Origin of the sequence: Pseudomonas sp. FP1762 (assembly GCF_030687105.1) — a bacterium.
Taxonomy (GTDB): domain Bacteria; phylum Pseudomonadota; class Gammaproteobacteria; order Pseudomonadales; family Pseudomonadaceae; genus Aquipseudomonas; species Aquipseudomonas siliginis.
Window position 1 is genome coordinate 4,126,892 of record NZ_CP117458.1, and the last position, 21,635, is coordinate 4,148,526.

At 60.4% G+C, this 21,635-nt stretch carries 17 protein-coding genes; 11 read left to right on the plus strand and 6 right to left on the minus strand.

All coding sequences use genetic code 11. From position 1 onward, the window contains the following. Window positions 1–114 precede the first annotated feature (114 nt). Window positions 115–1,827, plus strand: coding sequence for a monovalent cation:proton antiporter-2 (CPA2) family protein (locus PSH90_RS18280; protein WP_305381225.1), 1,713 nt, complete (start codon window positions 115–117; stop codon window positions 1,825–1,827). Here PSH90_RS18280 and PSH90_RS18285 read toward each other — a convergent pair. Beyond that, window positions 1,824–3,032, minus strand: a complete 1,209-nt coding sequence (locus PSH90_RS18285) for an ammonium transporter (RefSeq protein WP_305381226.1) — start codon at window positions 3,030–3,032, stop codon at window positions 1,824–1,826. The two genes, PSH90_RS18280 and PSH90_RS18285, sit on opposite strands and share 4 nt — an antisense overlap. A gap of 302 nt (window positions 3,033–3,334) precedes the next feature. On the opposite strand from PSH90_RS18285, the gene PSH90_RS18290 reads away from it, so the two are divergent. The 8 genes from PSH90_RS18290 (at window position 3,335) to PSH90_RS18325 (ending at window position 14,710) form a co-directional block, all read left to right on the plus strand. Beyond that, the gene (locus PSH90_RS18290) at window positions 3,335–3,649 is read left to right on the plus strand and encodes a YqjD family protein (protein WP_016770842.1); all 315 of its coding nucleotides are present in this window, start codon (window positions 3,335–3,337) and stop codon (window positions 3,647–3,649) included. A 2-nt stretch (window positions 3,650–3,651) separates the two neighbouring features. Continuing rightward, window positions 3,652–4,038: a phage holin family protein gene (locus tag PSH90_RS18295; protein ID WP_008079909.1), complete on the plus strand. Its 387-nt coding sequence runs from the start codon at window positions 3,652–3,654 to the stop codon at window positions 4,036–4,038. After that, window positions 4,035–4,373, plus strand: coding sequence for a hypothetical protein (locus PSH90_RS18300; protein ID WP_016770844.1), 339 nt, complete (start codon window positions 4,035–4,037; stop codon window positions 4,371–4,373). The genes PSH90_RS18295 and PSH90_RS18300 overlap by 4 nt, the downstream gene beginning before the upstream one ends. Before the next feature lie 120 nt (window positions 4,374–4,493). Then, window positions 4,494–5,657, plus strand: coding sequence for an EAL domain-containing protein (locus PSH90_RS18305; RefSeq protein WP_041478435.1), 1,164 nt, complete (start codon window positions 4,494–4,496; stop codon window positions 5,655–5,657). Window positions 5,658–5,726: 69 nt separating this feature from the next. Continuing rightward, window positions 5,727–7,055, plus strand: a complete 1,329-nt coding sequence (locus PSH90_RS18310) for a deoxyguanosinetriphosphate triphosphohydrolase (RefSeq protein WP_252868034.1) — start codon at window positions 5,727–5,729, stop codon at window positions 7,053–7,055. A 380-nt stretch (window positions 7,056–7,435) separates the two neighbouring features. Next, entirely contained in the window at window positions 7,436–8,062 is a 627-nt protein-coding gene (locus tag PSH90_RS18315; RefSeq protein WP_041478434.1) for a response regulator transcription factor, read from the plus strand. 8 nt (window positions 8,063–8,070) lie between these two features. Then, window positions 8,071–11,715 carry a transporter substrate-binding domain-containing protein gene (locus PSH90_RS18320; protein ID WP_305381227.1) on the plus strand — a complete coding sequence of 1,215 codons (3,645 nt, stop codon included), beginning with the start codon at window positions 8,071–8,073 and terminating at the stop codon, window positions 11,713–11,715. A 49-nt stretch (window positions 11,716–11,764) separates the two neighbouring features. Continuing rightward, entirely contained in the window at window positions 11,765–14,710 is a 2,946-nt protein-coding gene (locus tag PSH90_RS18325; protein ID WP_305381228.1) for an HD domain-containing phosphohydrolase, read from the plus strand. Here the strand turns inward: PSH90_RS18325 and PSH90_RS18330 are convergent, their stop codons facing one another. Together PSH90_RS18330 and PSH90_RS18335 are read right to left on the minus strand one after the other, a co-directional pair. Continuing rightward, window positions 14,711–15,193 carry a GAF domain-containing protein gene (locus PSH90_RS18330; protein ID WP_016770850.1) on the minus strand — a complete coding sequence of 161 codons (483 nt, stop codon included), beginning with the start codon at window positions 15,191–15,193 and terminating at the stop codon, window positions 14,711–14,713. Continuing rightward, complete coding sequence (locus PSH90_RS18335) at window positions 15,190–16,080, minus strand: ATP-binding protein (RefSeq protein WP_095182195.1); 891 nt, start codon at window positions 16,078–16,080, stop codon at window positions 15,190–15,192. The genes PSH90_RS18330 and PSH90_RS18335 overlap by 4 nt, the downstream gene beginning before the upstream one ends. A 165-nt stretch (window positions 16,081–16,245) precedes the next feature. On the opposite strand from PSH90_RS18335, the gene PSH90_RS18340 reads away from it, so the two are divergent. Then, entirely contained in the window at window positions 16,246–18,567 is a 2,322-nt protein-coding gene (locus tag PSH90_RS18340) for a response regulator (RefSeq protein ID WP_305381229.1), read from the plus strand. Here the strand turns inward: PSH90_RS18340 and PSH90_RS18345 are convergent. The 3 genes from PSH90_RS18345 to msrB all read right to left on the minus strand — a co-directional run bounded on the left by PSH90_RS18345 (window position 18,551) and on the right by msrB (window position 19,991). Continuing rightward, entirely contained in the window at window positions 18,551–19,009 is a 459-nt protein-coding gene (locus tag PSH90_RS18345; RefSeq protein WP_095182197.1) for a MarR family winged helix-turn-helix transcriptional regulator, read from the minus strand. The two genes, PSH90_RS18340 and PSH90_RS18345, sit on opposite strands and share 17 nt — an antisense overlap. Then, window positions 19,006–19,491: a glutathione peroxidase gene (locus PSH90_RS18350; RefSeq protein WP_016770854.1), complete on the minus strand. Its 486-nt coding sequence runs from the start codon at window positions 19,489–19,491 to the stop codon at window positions 19,006–19,008. The genes PSH90_RS18345 and PSH90_RS18350 overlap by 4 nt, the downstream gene beginning before the upstream one ends. A 104-nt stretch (window positions 19,492–19,595) precedes the next feature. After that, on the minus strand, window positions 19,596–19,991 hold the full coding sequence (gene msrB / locus PSH90_RS18355; RefSeq protein WP_041478500.1) for a peptide-methionine (R)-S-oxide reductase MsrB: 396 nt from the start codon (window positions 19,989–19,991) through the stop codon (window positions 19,596–19,598). Between the two features lie 224 nt (window positions 19,992–20,215). Here msrB and PSH90_RS18360 point away from each other — a divergent pair, with 224 nt between their 5' ends. Then, on the plus strand, window positions 20,216–21,427 hold the full coding sequence (locus PSH90_RS18360; RefSeq protein WP_016770856.1) for a pyridoxal phosphate-dependent aminotransferase: 1,212 nt from the start codon (window positions 20,216–20,218) through the stop codon (window positions 21,425–21,427). Window positions 21,428–21,635: the final 208 nt, after the last annotated feature.

The window sequence follows — 21,635 nt, forward strand, 5'->3', positions numbered from 1 at the left end:
CTCCCGGCGCAAAATCCTGACGCAAATCATTCAGCGCAAATTGCAAATGCGTCATCCTCGCGGACTTTTTGCCTCTACGCTTCAGAGGCCAACGCCCTGACAGCGGAGTGTCCCGTGTTTGCAAATCTGTTGATCATCCTCGCCTCATCCCTGGTGGTGATTGCCCTGTTCCGGCGCCTGCGACTGCCGCCGGTGCTGGGTTACCTGTGCGTGGGATTACTGGTCGGGCCGAACGCATTCGACTGGGTCAACGAGAGCGAACATCTGCCGGATGTCGCCGAGCTGGGCGTGGTGTTTCTGCTGTTTTCGCTAGGCCTGGAGTTCTCCCTGTCGAAGATGATTGCGCTGCGTCAGGTGGTGTTTCGCCTCGGCAGTCAGCAAGTGCTGATCAGCGCAGCGCTGCTCGGCACCCTGTTGATGGGCCTGGGCATGCCGCTGATGCCGGCGCTGTTGCTCGGTGGCGGATTATCGCTGTCATCCACGGCGATCGTGACCAAGGAGCTGGGCAGTCTTGGTGAAGTGTTCAGCAGCCACGGCCAGAACGCGGTCGGCGTGCTGCTGTTTCAGGACGTTGTCGCGGTATTGCTGCTGACACTGGTTCCGGTCTTCGCCGGCACCAGCGAGCAGGCCTGGTATTGGGCCTTGCCGTTGACCCTGGGCAAAACCTTGGTGCTGTTCTTCGGCCTGCTGCTCGCCAGTCGCTGGTTATTGCCACGGCTGTTTCATGAAGTGGCGGCCTCGCGTTCGGCGGAGCTGTTCGTCCTGCTGGCGCTGGTGATCGTGCTGCTGACTGCCTGGCTCACGCACTTGCTGGGGCTGTCGCCTGCACTCGGCGCTTTCCTTGCCGGCATGTTGCTCGGGGAAAGCCATTACCGGCACCAGATCGAAGCTGACATCCGGCCCTTTCGCGACATTCTGCTCGGCGTGTTCTTCGTCAGCATCGGCATGCTCATCGACCTGCAACTGTTCGTCAGTCACAGCCTGTTGATCATCGGCCTGACGCTTGGCCTGATGCTGATCAAGGGCACCGTGGTCGCGCTGCTGGTGAAGTGGCGCGGCAGTGACAGCGAAACCGCGTGGCGCAGCGGTCTGGCCCTGGCCCAGGGCGGGGAGTTCTGTTTTGCCTTGATGGCGCAGATGCAGCAGAACAGTCTGTTGCCGGCCGAGCCGGGGGCGCTGCTGCTCGCGGCGACGTTCTGTTCGATGCTGCTCACGCCACTGCTGTTGCGTGCGGCGCCGCGCATTGCGGCCGTGCTGCACCGCAAGCCCAATCAGGAAGCGCAGATCGAACAGATCAGCGCGCTCAACGCCGACCTCGACCAGCACGTGGTGATCTGCGGCTACGGTCGCGTCGGCCAATCCATCGGCCGCTTCATGGGCAATGCGGGGCAAGCCTATGTTGCGCTGGACAACGATCCGGTGCGGGTGCAGGAAGCCGCATCCGCGGAAAGCGACGTGCATTACGGCGACTCGGCGCGTGGCGATCTGCTTACAGCCGTCGGCCTGTTGCGCGCCAGGCTGCTGGTGATTGCCGTGGATCAAAGTGATGTGGCGTTGCGCATTCTGCGTGAAGCCCGCCGCCTCAACCGACAGGTGCCGATTCTGGTACGCACCCGTGACGACAGCCAATCGGCGGAACTCAGAGCTGCCGGCGCCACCGAGGTGGTGCCGGAGCTTCTGGAGTCGAGCCTGATGCTCGCTTCACACGCGCTGATCATGCTTGGCCTGCCCGCGCACAAAGTGCAGGAGAAGGTCGATCAAGTGCGTATCGATCGCTATCGCCTGCTCCACGGTTTCTATCCCGGAGCCAATGATGAGGAAATCTAGTCCTGACTCACCGCGCCGATCTTGTGCAGCGACAGGTCGGCGCCGTAATACTCTTGTTCCTGACTCAGGCGCAGCCCATGCAATGCCTTGATCGCGCCGTAGACGACGAAGCCGCCGACCAGCGCCACCGCGACGCCAAGCGCAGTGCCGATCAACTGGCTGATCAGGCTGACGCCGCCCAGGCCACCCAGCGCAGACTGACCGAAGATGCCGCAGGCAATCCCGCCCCACACGCCACACAAACCATGCAACGGCCAGACACCCAAGACATCATCGATACGCCATTTGACTTGCGCAGCGGTAAAGCACCAGACAAACAAGGCTCCGGCAATCGCGCCCGTTACCAGCGCACCGACCGGATGCATCAGGTCGGATCCGGCACAAACCGCCACCAATCCCGCCAACGGACCGTTATGCAGAAAGCCCGGGTCATTGCGCCCAACGATCAACGCCGCGACGGTACCGCCGACCATGGCCATCAGCGAGTTGACCGCGACCAGGCCACTGACGCCTTGCAGCGTTTGCGCGCTCATCACGTTGAAGCCGAACCAGCCGACAATCAGGATCCACGAGCCCAGTGCGAGAAACGGAATGCTCGACGGCGCGAACGCGACCAGGCGCCCATCGCGATAGCGACCATTGCGCGGGCCGAGCAGCAGAACAGCGGCCAACGCCAGCCAACCGCCCACGGCATGCACCACCACCGAGCCGGCGAAATCATGGAATGCCGCGCCAAACTGCGCCGCCAGCCAGCTTTGCAAACCGAAGTTGCCGTTCCAGATCAGCCCTTCGAAGAACGGATAGATAAACGCCACGATCAGCGCCGTCGCGCACAACTGCGGGACAAACCGCGCGCGTTCGGCAATGCCGCCGGAAATGATCGCCGGGATCGCGGCAGCGAAGGTCAGCAGAAAGAAAAACTTCACCAGTCCATAGCCATGGTCAGCCGTGAGCACCGCCGCCGGTTGCATGAAGGTGACGCCATAGGAGATCCAATAGCCTATAAAGAAATAGGCCAGGGTCGAGACGGCGAAGTCGCTGAGGATTTTCGCCAGCGCGTTGACCTGGTTCTTCTGCCGGACCGTGCCGACCTCCAGAAAGGCGAAACCGGCGTGCATCGCCAGTACCATCACCGCACCGATCAGAATGAACAACGTGTTGGAGCTGTGAACCAGCGTGTCCACAGCGCTTTGCAGATTTTCCATGAGGAGGCAGACCCAAGGCTGAAAGGCACCAAAGCGGTTCATGCGGGCATTTCATGCACCAAATCAAGACTCACCAGTCATGCAACGGGAGGGGTTGATGAACTGATTTGGCGCATTTATCGATGTCCGATCACGAACTGCTAGTAAATTAATTAGAGTTTTTCTGCTTGTACGCCCGGCAACAGCGCACATACGCCGAGCGACGCACCACGACACAGCAAAAGTTGTACCAGGCATTTGCACTGAACCTTCGCGCAAGGCTCATACTCGAACGCTTCAAAGCCACCTACGGAGATCCACCCATGGCCAGCATCAAGGCAAAGACTGCTCAAGAAATCCTGATGAACGACTTCCAGACTCTGGTCGCCGACACCGAACGCTTGCTCGAACACACCAAGACCCTCGCGGGTGATCAGGCCGATGAGCTGCGTGCCCAGATTCATGACAGCCTGCTGCGTGCCCGGGAAACCCTGAAGGTGACCGAAGACACCCTGCGTGAGCGCGGTCAGGCGGCCGTAACCGCTACTGAAGACTATGTGTCGGCCAACCCATGGCAGTCGGTGGGCATCGCTGCCGGCGTCGGTTTTCTGATCGGCCTGCTGGCAACTCGGCGCTGATCATGTCGATCGGTGAATCCGGCCCGACTGCGGGCACCGCCTCCTCCACGCGTCGCCTCGGCGCTGCCGTTCTGGGCCTGCTGCACAGTCATGTCGAACTGTTCGGCATCGAACTGCAGGAGCAGAAATCACGCACTGTCAGCCTGCTGCTGTTCGCCGGCCTGGCGCTGGTTTTTGCCCTGCTGTTGCTGGTAGGTCTGTCGACGCTGGTGATGATCATCTTCTGGGACACCTACCGCCTGGCGGCGATCATCGGCCTGTGCGTGTTTTACACGCTGGCGTCGATCTTCTGCGGTCTGCGCCTCAAAGCGGCGATTTTCGATGAGTCCTCGCCTTTCCACGGCACGCTCGAAGAGCTGGCCAATGACCGGGAGCGCCTGCTGCCATGAGCCTGCCTGAACTTCCGCACAACAGCTCGCGCCGGGAAATGCGCAAGGCGCTGATCCGTCTGCGCATGGAAATGCACCGTCAGGAAATCCGCCACGAAACCGCGCAAGTGCTGCAACCGTTGCAGCGCATGCGTGGCATGAAGCAGAACGTGCAGGACGGTTTCGGCATCAAGCATGCGCCGTTGTGGGGCGTGGCGGCGGTGACGCTTCTGGGTTTCCTCACCGGCAAAGGCTCGAAACGCAGCAGTGGTGGCGGTTTGACGCGACTGCTGCGTCTGGGCACGACGCTTGGGCCGCTGATCAGACTGGTCATGCACAGCTCGGGCAAACGCTGAATCGCCCTTCTGGCTACATTCTTGCAGTAGCGCCGGGATGAATCTCCTTATCGGGAGATTCCATCCCGCGTGCCTATCCGGCAAGCGCGGCCAAACCAAAAACGAGATTAAGGACTTGCCGTGATCGACGGGCAACCGCTCGCCTGTTTTCAGCCTTTCATCGATACCGCCACCGGCCGCATTGCAGGCGTCGAAGCATTGGGTCGCCTGCGTCAGAGCGATGGTCAACTGACCTCGGTAGGACCGTTGTTCGCCGATCCGCGCACGCCGGCCACTGCCTTGCGCCGTCTCGACCGGCAAATCCGTGATCACGCCCTCAGCCGCCTGCATGAAGCGCCGGCCGAGTGGTTTCTCAGCCTGAACATGTCGCCACGCTGGATCAGCCGCCTGCGCGCCGATCAAGCGCTGCCAAGTCTCAAACAACTGGCGCGACACGAGGTTGATCCGCAGCGCATCGTATTTGAAATCACCGAACTGGGTGGTAACAGCGAACGCCTGGCCCACGTGGTCGGGCGCTACCGTGACGCAGGGGCGAGAATCGCCATTGATGATTTCGGCGCAGGCTATTCGCAGCTGGATCGGGTCCTGGCCCTGCAACCGGACATTCTCAAGCTCGATATGCGCCTGTTTCAGGCTGCAGCCCTCGGCGGACCGAGCAGCGATGTGGTCAAGGCTCTCGCCCAGATGGCCGAGAAAACCGGCTGCTGGATCATCGCCGAAGGCGTCGAAACCGAAGCGCAGCTGAATTTCGCGCTGGAGTGCGGCTCGCGCTATGTGCAGGGATTTCTCTTCGCCCGAGCACAAGAAGAATTCTTCGCTACCGATGCCTTCGTCGCGCATTTCGCGCAATTGCGGCAACGCTACGTGAAGCAGAAACTCAGCGAGCGCGGGCGGCTGATGCAAATGCGTCAGCAGCTCAGCGAACTGATGGCGATTCTGCAGCAATGGGCGCAGGCCCGCGCCCCGCTCAGTGCGTTGCCGCAATTGCAGGCGTTTCCCTGGCTGCTGCGCTTTTATCAGTGCGACCGCCACGGCACGCAACTGACTCCCAACCTCGAATGGCGCCATGACGGCTGGTTTGCCGATGACCGCTATCTGGGGCACAACTGGTCGTGGCGACCGTATTTCTATCATCTGCTGGCCGAAGGCTGGGAAGAACGCCGCCTGACCCTGTCGAACACCTATCGCGATGCCACCAGCAACCAGTATTGCCTGACTGCGGGGCAGTTTTTCGATAACGGTGAACGCTTGCTGTTGATCGATATCGACGCAGCAGGCCTGTAGTTCCGCTTGCAGGCGCGCAGCCGAACCGGGAAGCTAGGGCGATCAGTCACCAGACGGAGAGATTCAGCCTTGGATTGGCCAACCCTGCTCAACCGCGAACGCCTCGGCAAGCCGCTGCACAGCCCCCAAGAACTCGGCCGCAGCCCTTTTCACAAAGACCATGACCGCATCATTTTCTCCGGGGCCTTCCGCCGCCTCGGGCGCAAGACCCAAGTGCATCCGGTCACCAGCAACGATCACATTCACACGCGCCTGACCCATTCGCTGGAAGTCAGTTGTGTCGGCCGTTCGCTGGGCATGCGTGTCGGTGAAACCTTGCGCAGCGCGCTGCCAGACTGGTGCGACCCGGCCGACCTCGGCATGGTCGTGCAGTCGGCCTGCCTGGCCCATGACATCGGCAATCCGCCATTCGGCCATTCCGGCGAAGACGCGATTCGCCACTGGTTTCAACAAGCCGCCGGACGTGGCTGGCTGGACGGCATGAGCGAGGCCGAGCGTGGTGATTTCCTCAATTTCGAAGGCAATGCTCAAGGCTTTCGCGTGCTGACGCAGCTGGAATATCACCAGTTCGATGGCGGCACGCGCCTGACTTACGCGACGCTGGGCACCTATCTGAAGTACCCGTGGACCGCGCGCCACGCCGACTCCCTCGGCTACAAGAAACACAAATTCGGCTGCTACCAAAGCGAACTGCCGCTGCTCGAACAGATCGCGCACAAACTCGGTCTCCCGCAAATCGAAGACCAGCGCTGGGCACGCCATCCATTGGTGTACTTGATGGAGGCTGCCGATGACATCTGCTATGCGCTGATCGATCTCGAAGACGGTCTGGAAATGGAGCTGCTCGAATACGCCGAAGTCGAGTCACTGCTGCTCGGTCTGGTCGGCGACGACTTGCCGGAAACCTATCGCCAGCTCGGCCCGCAGGATTCCCGGCGGCGCAAACTGGCGATCCTGCGCGGCAAGGCCATCGAGCACCTGACCAACGCGGCAGCGCGAGCATTTGTCGAACAGCAGGATGCCCTGCTCGCCGGCACACTGCACGGCGATCTGGTCGAACACATGCACGGGCCGGCAAAGCGCTGCGTGTTGAACGCCAAGGACATCGCGCGCAAGAAGATCTTCCAGGACAAGCGCAAGACGCTGCATGAGATCGGCGCGTATACCACGCTGGAGATTCTGCTCAATTCGTTCTGCGGTGCCGCGCTGGAGCAGCACAACGGCCGCACGCCGTCGTTCAAGAGCCGGCGTATTCTCGATTTGCTCGGCAACAATGCGCCGGACCCTCAAGGTTCGCTGCACCGTTCGTTTCTGCGCATGATCGATTTCATCGCCGGCATGACCGACAGTTACGCCAGTGACATGGCACTGGAAATGACCGGCCGCTCAAGTCATTGATCGTCCCGCATCAGCCGGCCATTGGTCTGGCCGGCTGATGCCCGGTGAGTTTTCGCCACGAACGTTATACGCGTTCTTTAAACTGGTCAGACTGGATCGCGCTGACCCAGGCAACCAAACAAAACGAACCGCACTTGTTAAACACAACTTTAAACACCAGTAAATAATTAGAGATCAATATTGGCTCTCGGATAATTTCCATCTTCGGCGAATTGAACGCTCGTGCTTCCTTACGCCAACCCTAATTTCAACGTAGTCCATTTCTTCATTACGCGTAGGATTAATCCGATAACGTAGTCGCGACACTACCAGTCCATGCGAGTGCTCATGCATCTGAGCTAAGGTGCGCGCTTTATTCATGCTTGCATGGGACTCTATTTATGAACTCCGTTTTTATTGTGGACGATCATCCGGTCATCCGCCTCGCCGTGCGAATGCTCCTGGAACATGAAGGCTACAAGGTCGTCGGTGAGACCGATAACGGTGTCGATGCCATGCAGATGGTCCGTGAATGCATGCCCGACCTGGTCATTCTCGATATCAGCATCCCCAAGCTGGACGGCCTCGAAGTACTGGCCCGCTTCAACACCATGGGTTCCAATTTCAAGATTCTGATTCTGACGGCGCAGTGTCCTACGCTGTTCGGTATCCGCTGCATGCAATCCGGTGCATCGGGATATGTCTGCAAGCAGGAAGACTTGAGCGAATTGGTCAGCGCAATCAAAGCGGTACTTTCCGGTTACAACTACTTCCCCAGTCAGGCACTTAATCCGGTGCGCAGCGATGACACTCGATATGCAGAACTTGAACTATTCAAATCCGTTAATGATCGCGAGCTGATGGTATTGCAGTTATTTGCACAAGGACGCACCAACAAGGAAATTGCCAAGGGCATGTTTCTGAGCAACAAGACCGTCAGCACTTATAAAAAGCGTCTGATGCAAAAACTCAAAGCCAGATCCCTTGTAGAACTTATCGAGATGGCCAAACGCAACGCACTCGTGTGAGACCCCACATGCCCAGCCGTCTGAAGGACTACCTGATCACCTTGAGCGCCGTTCTGTATCTGAGCGCCAATGCCTTCGCCTCGCCAAGCCCCTCACCCGACTATGCGTTGCTCAGCCGCTCGGCAACCGAGGCTGTCGGGATTGTCCTGCAATCGTCACAACGGCAATGGCTACAGACTCGCAGCGAACTGAAACTGGGTACCTCCGCACCTGATTACCCGCCATTCGACATGACCGTCAGTGGCCAGGACTACGAGGGACTGACCGCCGATTACGCAGGGATTCTCGGTCAAGCCACCGGTTTGCCGATTCGCGTGCAACGCTTTCCCTCGCGCGAGGCTGCCATTCGCGCCTTGATCGATGGCCAGATCGACCTGCTTGGCACAGCCAACGGCTACGAAGCAGGCAATGCCAACCTCGCGCTCTCCACACCTTACGCGGTCGATCAGCCGGTACTGGTGACCCGCGAAGATGAAACCCGCTCGCTAACCGAAGGCCTCGCCGGCCTGCGCCTGAGCATGGTGTATCACTATTTGCCGCTGCCGGAGATCAAGGCGCTGTATCCCAAAGCGCTGATCACCTGCTATCCGTCCTATCAGAACGCAATCAACGCGGTGGCCTTCGACCAGGCCGATGTGTTTCTCGGCGACACCCTCTCCACCCATTACATGATCAACAAGGGCTATCTCAATAACGTCCGCATGGCCAACTTCGGCAAGCAGGAAGCCCATGGCTTCAGCTTCGCCGTGCGGCGCAGCAATCCGCAGTTGCTGGGCATCATCGACACCGTGCTAGCAGCGATCCCGCGCAGCCAGCGCGATGACATCGCCAAACGCTGGAGCGCCGGCAGCGACCTGCTGCTCACCGACAGTAAACTCCAGCTGACGGATCGTGAGGAGAACTGGCTCAAGCAGCATCCCGTCGTCAGCGTAGTGGTCAATGAGGCGTACGCACCGTTGACCTTCTTCGACAGCGCCGGCAATTTCCGCGGCATCAGTGCCGACCTGCTCGAGCTGATCCGCTTGCGTACCGGCCTGCGTTTCGAAATCCAGCGCAGCCGTAACGATGCGGAAATGATCAGGCAGATCGACAATCACAAAGCCGATCTGATTGCCGCCCTGCTGCCCAGCGCCGAACGTGAAAAAAACCTGAGTTTCAGTCGTCCCTATCTGGAAAATTCCTACGTGCTGCTGACCCGCAAAAGCGCCGACAGCCCGACCAACCTGGCCCAACTCAAAGGCAAGCGTCTGGCGATCGCCCAAGGCAATCCGCTGGTCGCCTACTTGCATGAGAATTTTCCGGGCATCGAACTGATCGAAACCCCCGACACCTTCAGCGCCGTGTCGATGCTGGCCGACAATCACGTCGACGGCGCGGTGAACTCGCTGGTAATCGCCAACTATTTCATCTCATCGCGCATATTCGATCGGCCACTGCAAATCACCACCACGATCGGCACCAGTCAGGCAGCCTTCTCGCTGGCGACCGCCCGTGACAACACCGAACTGGCCTCGATCATCAACAAGGCGCTGCTGAGCATCGCTCCCGAGGAGCTCGGCGTGATCAACGGTCGCTGGCGCGGTTACTCCACCGCCTCCCAGAACATCTGGCAAAACTATCAGCGCCTGTTCTATCAAGTAGTCGCGGCCGCCGGCCTGATCCTGCTGCTGTTACTGACCTGGAACGCCTACATGCGCCACCAGATCAAGCAACGTCAGGCCGCCGAACGCGCGCTGAACGATCAACTGGAGTTCATGCGCTCGCTGGTCAACGGCACACCACACCCGATCTACGTGCGAGATCGCCAGGGTCTGCTGCAAAGTTGCAACGACAGTTATCTCGAAGCGTTCAACGCCAGACGCGAGGACATCATCGGCAAAGGCGTCGTGCAAGGCACTCTGAGCAATGCGTTCGAGGCCGAGGCGTTCCAGGCCGATTACCAGAGAGTCATTGCCGAAGGCATTCCCTTGATACTCGACCGGCCTCTGCACATCGGCAGCCGCCGCCTGACGATTTACCACTGGATACTTCCCTACCGCGACTCCAGCGGTGCCGTTCAGGGCATCATTGGCGGCTGGATCGATATCAGTGAACGCCGCCAATTGTTTGAAAAACTGCGTGCGGCCAAAGAACAGGCAGACGAGGCGAACCGGGCCAAAAGTACCTTCCTGGCAACTATGAGCCACGAGATCCGTACACCGATGAACGCCGTGATCGGCATGCTCGAACTGACCCTGCGACGCATCGATCCGCAACACCCCGATCGCGCTTCGATCGACACGGCCTACCATTCGGCCAAGGATCTGCTCGGGCTGATCGGCGATATTCTCGACATTGCCCGTATCGAATCCGGGCGCCTGAGCCTGTCCCCGGAGTGGATCAATCTGGTCGACACGGTGACCTCCGTTGCGCGCATCTTCGACGGCCTAGCGCGGCAGAAAAACCTTGCCTTGCAAGTCGTCTTCAACCCGCCGAACCCGGCTGTGGATGTGCACCTGGATCCGCTGCGCTTCAAGCAAGTGCTGTCCAACCTGGTCAGCAATGCCATCAAGTTCACCGAAAGCGGCCACGTGCGGATCACCCTCGACCTGATCCCGGCAGACGCTGCTGGGCGAACATTGATGCAGCTGACCGTGCAGGACAGCGGCTCAGGCATCAGCGCCGAAGATCAACAGCGCTTGTTCGAACCTTTCTCGCAGGCGGATAACGGCAGTAGGCAGGCAAAAAACGGCGCCGGACTCGGGCTGGTCATCAGTCGCAACCTGTGCGAAATGATGGGCGGACAACTGCAGTTGAGCAGCCAGCCCGGCATCGGCACTCAGGTTTGCATATCGCTGCCGCTGGACAGCCTGCCGGCGAAGGCGAATCCGCCGAAAAGCGAACCGTTGATCAAGCCTGCGACAACGCCGTTACATGTCCTGGTTGTCGACGACCATCCGGCCAACCGTTTGCTCATGTGTCAGCAACTGGAGTTTCTCGGTCATCGCTTCAGCATTGCCGAAGATGGCTGCAGCGGCCTCGAGCGGTGGAAGGCCGATCATTTCGATCTGGTGATCGTCGACTGCAACATGCCCTTGATGAACGGCTATGACATGACCCGTGGGATTCGTCAGCTTGAACTGCAAAACCACCGCCCGCCGTGCACCGTGCTGGGTTTCACCGCCAATGCCCAGCCCGAAGAAGTCCAGCGCTGCAAGCTCGCCGGCATGGACGACTGCCTGTTCAAACCGTTGAGTCTGACCTTGCTCGGACAATGGATCGACGGCATCACGCCGGCATCACCGGCCTCGGTCTTCGACCTGCAAAGTCTGAGCCTGCTGACCGGCAACAACCCCGGGCAAACCCGGCGCATGCTGGTGGAACTGCTCAAGAGCAGCCGTCTCGACCGCGAAGAACTGCTGAGGCTGTCGCCCGAGGATGATCGCGAAGCGCTGGCAGTGGTTGCGCACAAGATCAAGGGCGCAGCCCGCATCGCGCAGGCCTCGCGGTTGATCGAATGCTGCGATGAGCTCGAGGACGCCTGCCAGCGAGCGCTCGCGTCACAGGAGATTGCCCGTCGCTGGGCGGCAACCAGCCAGGCGATGCTCGAACTGGCGCAGGCCCTGCAGCAGCAATTGTCCCTGGCCGATCAAGGCGCAGTGAGCGAGTCTTAACTATGCTTGGACGCTGAGCAGTGAGTTAAACATTCATGGAGAGCCTGCAATGCACAGCCCACTGCGCCCCAAGCAACGCCGGTTGCCGCTGCACGTGCACATCAGCGTCATGTTCACCTTTCTTTTATTGCTCACCGGCGTGGTGCTGGGCCTGTTCAATTACCACCAGACCACGCAGATCATCCTGTCGAGCAGCGAAAAGCTGTTTGACCGCATCGAGCAGGATGTACGCCTCGATCTGCAGGCAACCTATCAGCCGATCCGCAACCTGTTGAGCCTGCTGGCGGATACCCCGGCAGCCCAGGCTAGTGATCTGGAACAACGCCTGCCCTTGCTCAAACCCTTCAGCCAGTCGCTCACCGACAACCCGGCGCTGGCGTCGCTGTATCTGGGTTACGCCAATGGCGATTTCTTCATGGTGCGCGCGCTGCGTACTCCGGCTCTGAAGGCACAGCTTCAGGCGCCGGAAGCGGCGGCCTATCAAGTCTGGAGCATCGAGCATGCTCCACAAGGCGCCATACGCTCGCAATCATTGTTCTTTGATCAGGCCCTGACACCGATCAACCGCCGCGAGCATCCCCAAGAGCCGTACGATCCGCGCAGCCGGACCTGGTTCAGCGACGCCCTGCAACAGGCCGGGCAAATCACCACCGAGCCCTATGTATTTTTCTCGACCCACAATGTCGGCACCACGCTGGCCCGGCGCAGCGGCGAGAACGCGGTGATCGGCGCCGACCTGACCCTCGCTTCGCTGTCGACCGCCCTGGGCAAGCACCAGGTCACGCCTTCGACAGAGATCGCGCTGTACGACACCGACGGCAACGCCGTGGCTTACCCCGACAGCCATCGCCTGATCGTCGATGACCGCACTGCGCGGCTGGCCAGAGCGGCCGATCTCAGCCCTGAGCTGAACGCGCTGCTCAGCTCCGACACTATCGGCAAGCGTCTGCAAGTAAACGACCGGCAATGGATCGTCGCACGCACCGGCATCGAGGAAGGCGGGCCGAAAGGTCTGCAACTGGCGCTACTGGTGCCGGAAGACGAATTACTGGTGGATGCGTTCCGGATGCGCTGGCAAGGCGCGCTGATCACCCTGGCCATCCTGTTGCTGTGCCTGCCATTGGGCTGGGTGATTTCGCGGATTCTGGTCAAGCCGCTGCATGCCTTGGTCAAAGAAGCCGACGCGATCCGCAGCTTCGACTTCAGTTCTCCGCTGGCGCGCCGCTCGCCCGTACTGGAAGTCGATCAATTAAGCCTGTCGATGGCGCGGATGAAAGAAACCCTGGGCAGTTTCTTCCGCATCACCGACAGCCTGTGCGCCGAAACCCGTTTTGCCCCGCTGCTCGAACGTGTGCTGTTCGAAACCGTACAGATTGCTCAGGCGCAGGCCGGTCTGATCTACCTGCGCGAAGCCGACGGCGCGCGCATGGAACCCTATGGACTGGTGATTGATGGCGTGCCGCAGAAGCTGGAGGCGTTCGACATTCAGGGACGAGAGCTGCATAAAAACACCGGGCCGGCGTGGTTCGAGCAACTGGCCAGCGCCAACAATACCGTCAGCCATCTGGGCTTCGATCAGGCCGGCGACTTGCAGAAAATCCTCCTGGCCATGGAATCACCGCGCATTCACCTGATCGGCATCCGCCTGCACAACCAGCACGATGAAACCATCGGCCTGCTGATTCTGCTGGTCAATGACAGTGGTGAGCCGAGTGATCTGGAAAAGCTGCGGCCTGACCGAATTGCCTTCTTGCAGGCGGTGTCCGGCGCGGCGGCGGTGAGCATCGAAAGTCAGCGTCTGCAAGCGCGGCAAAAACAACTGCTCGACGCCTTCATCCAACTGCTGGCCAGCGCGATCGACGCCAAGAGCCCCTACACCGGCGGCCATTGCCAGCGGGTGCCGGAACTGACGTTGATGCTCGCCCAGGCTGCTGCGGCAAGCCAGGACCCGGCGTTCAGCGCTTACCAACCGAGCGAGGATGAATGGGAGGCGTTGCACATCGCCGCGTGGCTGCACGATTGCGGCAAGGTCACGACGCCGGAATACGTGGTCGACAAAGCCACCAAGCTCGAGACCATCAACGACCGCATCCATGAAATCCGCACCCGCTTCGAAGTGCTCAAGCGTGACGTGTGGATCAACTACTGGCAGACCCTGGCAAGCGGTGCAGACGAAGCGGCGCTGGCCCGCGCCCGTGATAGTGAGTTGCTGATGCTCGACGACGACTTCGCCTTTGTCGCCCGCTGCAATCTCGGTGGCGAGGCCATGGCCGAGGCTGATCTGCAACGCCTCGAGCGAGTGGCGCAACGCAGATGGCTGCGCACACTTGATGATCGCGTCGGTGTGTCCTGGGAAGAAAACCGCCGCCAGGCGAAAACCCCTGCGCCGCTGCTGCCCGTCAGTGAAAGTCTGCTGGCCGACAAACCCGAGCATCTGATCGAACGCGACAAGAGCGAACTGATCCCCGAGGACAACCCCTGGGGCTTCAAACTCGATGTGCCCGCGCACAAGTACAACCGCGGCGAGTTGTACAACCTGAAGATCGGCCGCGGCACGCTGACTCGCGAAGAGCGCTACATCATCAACCATCACATGGTGCAGACGATCATGATGCTCAGCCACCTGCCCTTCCCCGGCCACCTGGACAGCATTGCCGAGATCGCCGGCGGTCATCATGAAAAAATGGACGGCACCGGGTATCCGAAACGGCTGAAACGCGAGGAGATGAGCCTGCCGGCGAGGATGATGGCGATTGCCGATATTTTCGAAGCGCTGACCGCCGCCGATCGCCCTTACAAGAAAGCCAAGTCGTTGAGCGAGGCGCTGGGGATCATGGCGACCATGTGCCGTGAAGCGCACATCGATGCGCCGCTGTTCGGCCTGTTCATCAATGAGGGTGTGTACATGCAGTACGCGACGCGGTTTCTTGATCCCGCGCAAATCGACAGCGTGGATACGGCCAGCCTGTTGCACAAGGCTGGCCTCGGCGGTTGATCAGCAGTCGGTCAGGCGCAGGAAAATCGCCGCCAGTTGTTCGATGCCGGCCTGATCTTCGGCGCCGAAACGCGCCAGCTTCGGGCTGTCGAGGTCGAGCACGCCGATCAGGCGACCGTCCTTGACCAAGGGCACTACCAGTTCGCTGTTGGACGCGCTGTCGCAGGCGATGTGACCGGGGAAAGCATGCACATCCTCGACGCGCTGGGTTTGCAGGCTGGCAGCAGCAGCGCCGCAAACACCGCGCCCGAACGGGATGCGCACGCAAGCGATCTGGCCCTGAAACGGGCCGAGTACCAGCTCTTCGTTGCGATTGAGGTAGAAACCGGCCCAGTTCAGATCATCGAGCTGGTTGAACAGGAATGCGGAAAACTGCGCGGCATTGGCGATGAAGTCGCGTTCGTCCGCCAGTAGCGATTCCAGTTGTGCGGCCAACATACCGTAGCCTTCGAGGCCCTGGCCGCTTTGTTGCAAATCAATCATGCCTTGTGCTCCAGCAATTTCAGTCCCACCCAGTAGCGGGCGAATTGATACGCGCAACGTCCGTTGCGATTACCGCGGCCGGTGGCCCAGCGCACGGCGAGGATGTCCAGTGCTTCGTCGCGCTGCCAGCTCAGGCCGGCCTTGGCGGCCAACTGGCCGATCCAGTGCTCGACGACGTCGAGAAAATGTTCTTGGGTAAACGGGTAGAACGACAGCCACAGGCCGAAACGGTCGGACAGGGCGATCTTGTCTTCCACCGCTTCGCTCGGGTGCAGTTCGCCGTCGACGCGCTTCCAGTTTTCGTTGTCGCTTTCCTTTTCCGGCACCAGGTGGCGGCGGTTGGAAGTGGCGTACAACAAGACATTGTCGGGGGCCTGCTCGAGCGAACCGTCGAGCACGCTTTTCAGCACGCGGTAGTCGCCTTCGCCGGATTCGAACGACAGGTCATCGCAGAACAGCACGAATCGTTGCGGCAATTTGGCGACTTGCTCGACCACGCGTGGCAGGTCAGCCAAGTGATCGCGTTCGATCTCGATCAGACGCAGGCCGGCACCGGCGTGCTCGGCCAGCAACGCACGCACCAGCGAAGACTTGCCGGTACCGCGTGAACCCCAGAGCAAGGCGTGGTTGGCCGGCATGCCATCAAGAAATTGTTGTGTGTTGCGCCCCAACTGCTCCAACTGCCGGTCGACGCCGATCAGGTCGGACAGACGCATGTCGAGGCTGACTTCCAGCGGCAACAGGTAACCGCTGCGACCGTCACGCTGCCAGCGCGCTGCCAGGCATGTGTTCCAGTCAATGACGGGGCGCGGTGCCGGCAACAGTGGTTCGATTCGCGCCAGAACCGACTCGGCGCGTTCAAGAAAAGCATTCAATCGGGAATCCACGTCTTCTCCTCGGGCACTTTCACAGTGATGATGACGATCCAGCGACGACACACAGATAAAATCGCCTCAGCAAGCCTTGTTACAAGGCGATTCGGGAACCTCGGTATCCCTGCATGATCGACTATGCTTGAGCAGCGAAGGGAAACGGAAGTGGTTCAACAACCCATGGATATCAAATTCACCCACCGGCTGTCTTACAAGCAAGCCAGGCTTACCGTGCTGGTCGGGTTCATTCTGGGCACCCTGCTCAGTCTGCTGCAGATCGGCATCGATTATGCCAGCGAAGACGCTTCCATCAACCGTGAAATCCTCGCGCTGCTGGAAATCAGCCACAATCCGGCCTCGCGCATCGCCTATAACATCGACGCCGAGCTCGCGCAGGAGCTCACCCTCGGCCTGCTGCGCTCGCCGGCGATCATCGCCGCGCAACTGATCGACAACAACGAGACCGTGCTGGCCAGCGTCAAACGCCCGGAACTGCAGAGCAGCTATCGGCTGATCAGCGACTTCCTGTTCGGCGCCAAGCGTCATTTCGAAGATCGTCTGTACCTCGACCACTTGCCCAACGAATCCCTCGGCGTCCTCAAGCTTGAAGTCGACACTTATGCCTTCGGCAGCCGCTTCCTGCGCCGCGCGGAAGTCACCCTGCTCAACGGTTTTGCCCGCAGCCTGCTGCTGACCGGGATCCTCCTGGCGCTGTTCTACGTGATGCTGACCAAGCCGTTGGTGCGGGTCATCCGTGAGCTCAGCGGTCGCGACCCGCGCAGCGCCGAGCCGACCACGCTCGAGTGCCCGGCCGGCCACGGCAACGATGAAATCGGCGTGCTGGTCAAGGTCGCCAATCAGCAGTTCGAGAACATCGCCACCGAAATCCAGCAACGGCGCACCGCGGAAAATCGCCTGACCGAATACCTCGCGCAACTGGAAGACATCGTCTCGGCGCGCACCGCCGAACTCAAGGCAATCAACGCCCGCCTCAGCCAGTCCAACGAAGAACTGGAAGTGGCACGCCGTACTGCACTGGACATGGCCGAAGCGCGTTCGGCGTTTCTGGCCAACATGAGCCATGAAATCCGTACACCACTCAACGGTCTGCTGGGGATGATCGCGCTGTCACTGGACGGCCCGCTCAACGCCGAGCAGCAGCAACAACTGTCGATCGCCCACGACTCGGGCAAGGTGCTGGTGGAACTGCTCAACGATATTCTCGACCTGTCGAAATTCGACGCCGGGCAACTGGAGCTGGAAAACATCCCGTTCGACCTCGGCTCGCTGATCGAAGACACCGCCAACCTGCTCTCGCAGAACGCCGCGCCAAGCGTCGAGCTGACCTGTCTGATCGAGCCGCACTTCCCGGCGCTGGTGCTGGGCGACCCGACCCGGGTGCGGCAGATCGTCAGCAACCTGCTGTCCAACGCGCTGAAATTCACCCGCTTCGGTCGGGTCGATGTGCGTCTGTCGGCGTACAAGGGTGGCGTGCGCATCGAAGTCTGCGACACCGGCATAGGCATCGCCCAGGAAGCGCAGGTGAAAATCTTCCAGCCGTTCACCCAGGCCGGCGCCGGTATCACCCGTCAGTACGGCGGCACCGGGCTGGGACTGGCGCTGACGTACAACCTGTGCGAAGCGATGCAGGGTCGGCTGACCATCAGTTCCGAAAGCGGCTTCGGCAGCCAGTTCTGCGCCGAACTGCCACTGCCCTCTCACACCCGCGCGCTGCCGCCGATACCGTTACGCGGCAAGGTTCTCGCCATCACCGCTGCCAGCAGTGGTCTGGCGGAATTGCTGAAAAGCCTGTTGCCGGTGTGGGGCCTGGAATACACGCAGCGCACTATTGATGATTCGCTGCTGGGCCTGAGTCCGGATGTGCTGATCACCGATTGCCCGGAATGCCTGTTCGGTCTGCGCCCTAGCATCACCGCGCCGATTCTGCTGGTGACTGCTTACGGCAGTTTTCTGCCCAGCGAAGAAGCCGCCGCCCTCGCCCCCTTGCAGCAGCAAGCCCGGCCGCTGGCGCGCAACGCGCTGTACCAGCATCTGCGACGGATTCTGCAACCGGACGCCGCCACCCTCAACGAAGCACAAGCGGATGCCTTGCCGTCCGCGCGCCGGGGCAAGGTGCTGCTGGTCGAGGACAACCCGGTCAATCAACTGGTCGCCAAAGGCATGCTCGGCAAGCTTGGCTGCGATGTAGTGGTGGCGGGCCATGGTGCCGAGGCGCTGGATCAACTGGAGTTTGCCGATTTCGATCTGGTGCTGATGGACTGCAACATGCCGGTGATGGATGGCTATGAAGCCAGTCGGCAGATTCGCCAGAGCGGGCGCTGGCCGAATCTGCCGATTGTCGCGCTGACCGCCAATGCCATGTCCGAGGAACGCGAACGTTGCCGCGCGGCCGGCATGAGCGACTATCTGGCCAAACCGTTTCGCCGCGAAGAACTCGCCGCGTTGCTCGATCAGTGGATGCCGACTACGAAAGCCCTTTGATCTGCCCGAGCAAATGATCGAGGCCGGCGCGCAAATCATTGAGCCGGTCGAGATCTACGCCACTGTCGCACAGCAGGCGCGCCTTGAGTGGCCCGACCTGCTCGCGCAGTGCTGTTCCGGCAGGCGTCAGGCTCAGGTGCATCTCGCGTTCATCCCGCGCCGAGCGCCGACGCTGGACCAGATCGCTCTGCTCCAGACGTTTGAGCAAAGGCGTCAACGTCCCCGAGTCCAGGGCCAAGCGTTCGCCCAAGGCCTTGACCGTCGGTTGCTCCGGCGCAGCATCCTGCCATTCCCACAGCACCAGCATCGCCAGGTACTGCGGGTAGGTCAGGCCCAACTGATCGAGCATCGGCTTGTAGGCGCGAATCACCGCCCGCGAGGCCGCGTACAGCTTGAAGCACAACTGGCTGTCGAGCTTCAGCGAATCAACCGCCAGGCTCATTTCAGCAAAGCTTCGATCTCGCCGCTCAGGTCCTGCGGCTTGGTCGTCGGGGCGAAACGCTTGACCAACTGGCCATCCTTGCCGATCAGGAACTTGGTGAAATTCCACTTGATGCCCTGCGAGCCGAGCAGGCCCGGGGCGCGCTTCTTCAACTGCACGAACAGCGGATGAGCATCGGCGCCGTTGACGTCGATCTTCTTGAACAGCGGGAAGCTGACGCCGAAATTCAGCTCGCAGAACTCGCTGATGGCGCCCTCATTGCCCGGCTCCTGTTTGCCGAACTGGTTGCAGGGGAAACCCAATACCACCAACCCCTGGTCTTTGTAGGTCTGCCAGAGTTCTTCGAGGCCCTTGTATTGCGGAGTGAAGCCACACTTGCTCGCGGTATTGACCACCAGCACTGCTTTGCCGGCGAAATCGGCCAAGGTCTTTTGCTCACCCTTGATGGTGGTGCAGGGGATATTCAGCAGGTTGTCGCTCATGGGTCGGCTCCGCAATGGTCAGGAAGGCGCAAACATAACGAGCAATTGAATTGTGTGCAATCTAATTGACCGATAAAAAGGCGACGCGATGTCGCCTGTTTCGGTTATTCCCGGGGCTCGAGATTCAGGCACACCGAGTTGATGCAATAACGCAGGCCGGTCGGTGGTGGGCCATCCGGGAACACGTGGCCCAAGTGCGCATCACAGCGCGCGCATTTCACTTCGGTGCGGATCATGCCGTGGCTGGTGTCGCGGATCTCAGTCATCGCGCTATCGCCGATCGGCGCGTAAAAGCTCGGCCAGCCGCAGCCGGAGTCGAATTTGGTCTTGGAGTCGAACAGCGGCTCGTTGCAGCAGACACAGTGGTAGACACCGTCGGTTTTGGTGTTGTTGTATTTGCCCGAAAACGGACGCTCGGTGGCACTCAGACGGCAGACGTTGTACTGCTCGGGGTCGAGCATGGCACGCCATTCTTCCAGGGTTTTCTGCAACTTTTCCATCATCACACCTCAGCGGCTGAAAAAGCCCGATCTGTACCTTTTCCACGGATCGGGCGGCACGTATGATTGCGCCTCGTCACGCGCCAGTCTGGCAGCCAGACCGGGCGCATTCAAACGGATTCTGAGCGCTAAAGCGCCAGACCTCCGCCTGTGCGAAGACGCAGCAATCCCAGTACGGTTGTCCATTTGCCGCCTGGATCGTTCATTTTCGGGATCACATCGCCATGCAGTTCAGCAAATCGAACAAGCTCGCCAACGTCTGCTATGACATTCGCGGCCCGGTGCTCAAGCACGCCAAACGACTGGAAGAGGAAGGCCAGCGCATCCTCAAGCTGAACATCGGCAACCCGGCGCCGTTTGGTTTCGAAGCGCCGGACGAAATCCTCCAGGACGTGATCCGCAACCTGCCGACCGCGCAAGGTTACAGCGACTCCAAAGGCCTGTTCAGCGCGCGCAAGGCGGTGATGCAGTACTACCAGCAGAAGCAGGTTGAAGGTGTCGGCATCGAAGACATCTACTTGGGCAACGGCGTTTCCGAGCTGATCGTGATGTCGCTGCAGGCGCTGCTCAATAATGGCGACGAAGTGCTGGTGCCAGCCCCGGACTATCCGCTGTGGACCGCTGCCGTCAGCCTCGCTGGCGGTAACGCCGTGCATTATCTGTGCGACGAAGGCGCCGACTGGTTTCCGGATCTGGCCGACATCAAGGCCAAGATCACCCCGAACACCAAGGCCATGGTGATCATCAACCCGAACAACCCGACCGGTGCGGTGTACTCGAAGGAAGTGTTGCTGGGCATGCTGGAAATCGCCCGCGCGCACAACCTGGTGGTGTTCTCGGACGAGATCTACGACAAGATTCTTTATGACGACGCCGTGCATATCTGCACTGCCTCGCTGGCGCCGGATCTGCTCTGCCTGACGTTCAACGGCCTGTCGAAATCCTACCGCGTGGCCGGTTTCCGCTCCGGCTGGATCGCCATCTCCGGGCCGAAACACAACGCGCAGAGCTACATCGAAGGCATCGACATGCTGGCCAACATGCGCCTGTGCGCCAACGTGCCGAGCCAGCACGCAATCCAGACCGCGCTGGGCGGCTACCAGAGCATCAACGATCTGGTGCTGCCGCAGGGTCGCCTGCTGGAGCAGCGCAATCGCACTTGGGAGTTGCTCAACGATATTCCCGGCGTCAGCTGCGTGAAGCCGATGGGCGCGTTGTACGCGTTCCCGAAAATCGACCCGAAGGTCTGCCCGATCCACAACGACGAGAAGTTCGTGCTTGATCTGCTGCTTTCCGAGAAGCTGCTGGTGGTGCAGGGCACGGCATTCAACTGGCCGTGGCCGGATCACTTCCGCGTGGTCACCCTGCCCCGCGTCGATGATCTGGAAATGGCCATCGGCCGCATCGGCAACTTCCTCAAGTCCTACCGCCAGTAATGGCCAGCAGTGCGCAACGGATTGACTGTTGCGCACTGTCTGATTCAGCAACACATCTTTGTTCCGCGCCTTTGCAGCCCTTCTACACTTGCGATGCGAGCCGTACAGACGTGTCTGACCTAATGGCGGCGGGGCGAAAGGCTGTGTCATCCGTGTCGGAATCGAGGGTGGGAATTTTCTTTTTCCTCAAGAAACCGCTGTAGGACAC

Bases quoted from the DNA above. Each gene is read 5' to 3' on its own strand.
- PSH90_RS18345 (WP_095182197.1), bottom strand. From the start codon at position 19,009: ATGAGCCTGGCGGTTGATTCGCTGAAGCTCGACAGCCAGTTGTGCTTC.
- PSH90_RS18285 (WP_305381226.1), bottom strand. From the start codon at position 3,032: ATGGAAAATCTGCAAAGCGCTGTGGACACGCTGGTTCACAGCTCCAAC.
- PSH90_RS18290 (WP_016770842.1), top strand. From the start codon at position 3,335: ATGGCCAGCATCAAGGCAAAGACTGCTCAAGAAATCCTGATGAACGAC.
- msrB (WP_041478500.1), bottom strand. From the start codon at position 19,991: ATGGAAAAGTTGCAGAAAACCCTGGAAGAATGGCGTGCCATGCTCGAC.
- PSH90_RS18340 (WP_305381229.1), top strand. From the start codon at position 16,246: ATGGATATCAAATTCACCCACCGGCTGTCTTACAAGCAAGCCAGGCTT.
- PSH90_RS18350 (WP_016770854.1), bottom strand. From the start codon at position 19,491: ATGAGCGACAACCTGCTGAATATCCCCTGCACCACCATCAAGGGTGAG.
- PSH90_RS18320 (WP_305381227.1), top strand. From the start codon at position 8,071: ATGCCCAGCCGTCTGAAGGACTACCTGATCACCTTGAGCGCCGTTCTG.
- PSH90_RS18325 (WP_305381228.1), top strand. From the start codon at position 11,765: ATGCACAGCCCACTGCGCCCCAAGCAACGCCGGTTGCCGCTGCACGTG.
- PSH90_RS18330 (WP_016770850.1), bottom strand. From the start codon at position 15,193: ATGATTGATTTGCAACAAAGCGGCCAGGGCCTCGAAGGCTACGGTATG.
- PSH90_RS18295 (WP_008079909.1), top strand. From the start codon at position 3,652: ATGTCGATCGGTGAATCCGGCCCGACTGCGGGCACCGCCTCCTCCACG.
- PSH90_RS18300 (WP_016770844.1), top strand. From the start codon at position 4,035: ATGAGCCTGCCTGAACTTCCGCACAACAGCTCGCGCCGGGAAATGCGC.
- PSH90_RS18315 (WP_041478434.1), top strand. From the start codon at position 7,436: ATGAACTCCGTTTTTATTGTGGACGATCATCCGGTCATCCGCCTCGCC.
- PSH90_RS18360 (WP_016770856.1), top strand. From the start codon at position 20,216: ATGCAGTTCAGCAAATCGAACAAGCTCGCCAACGTCTGCTATGACATT.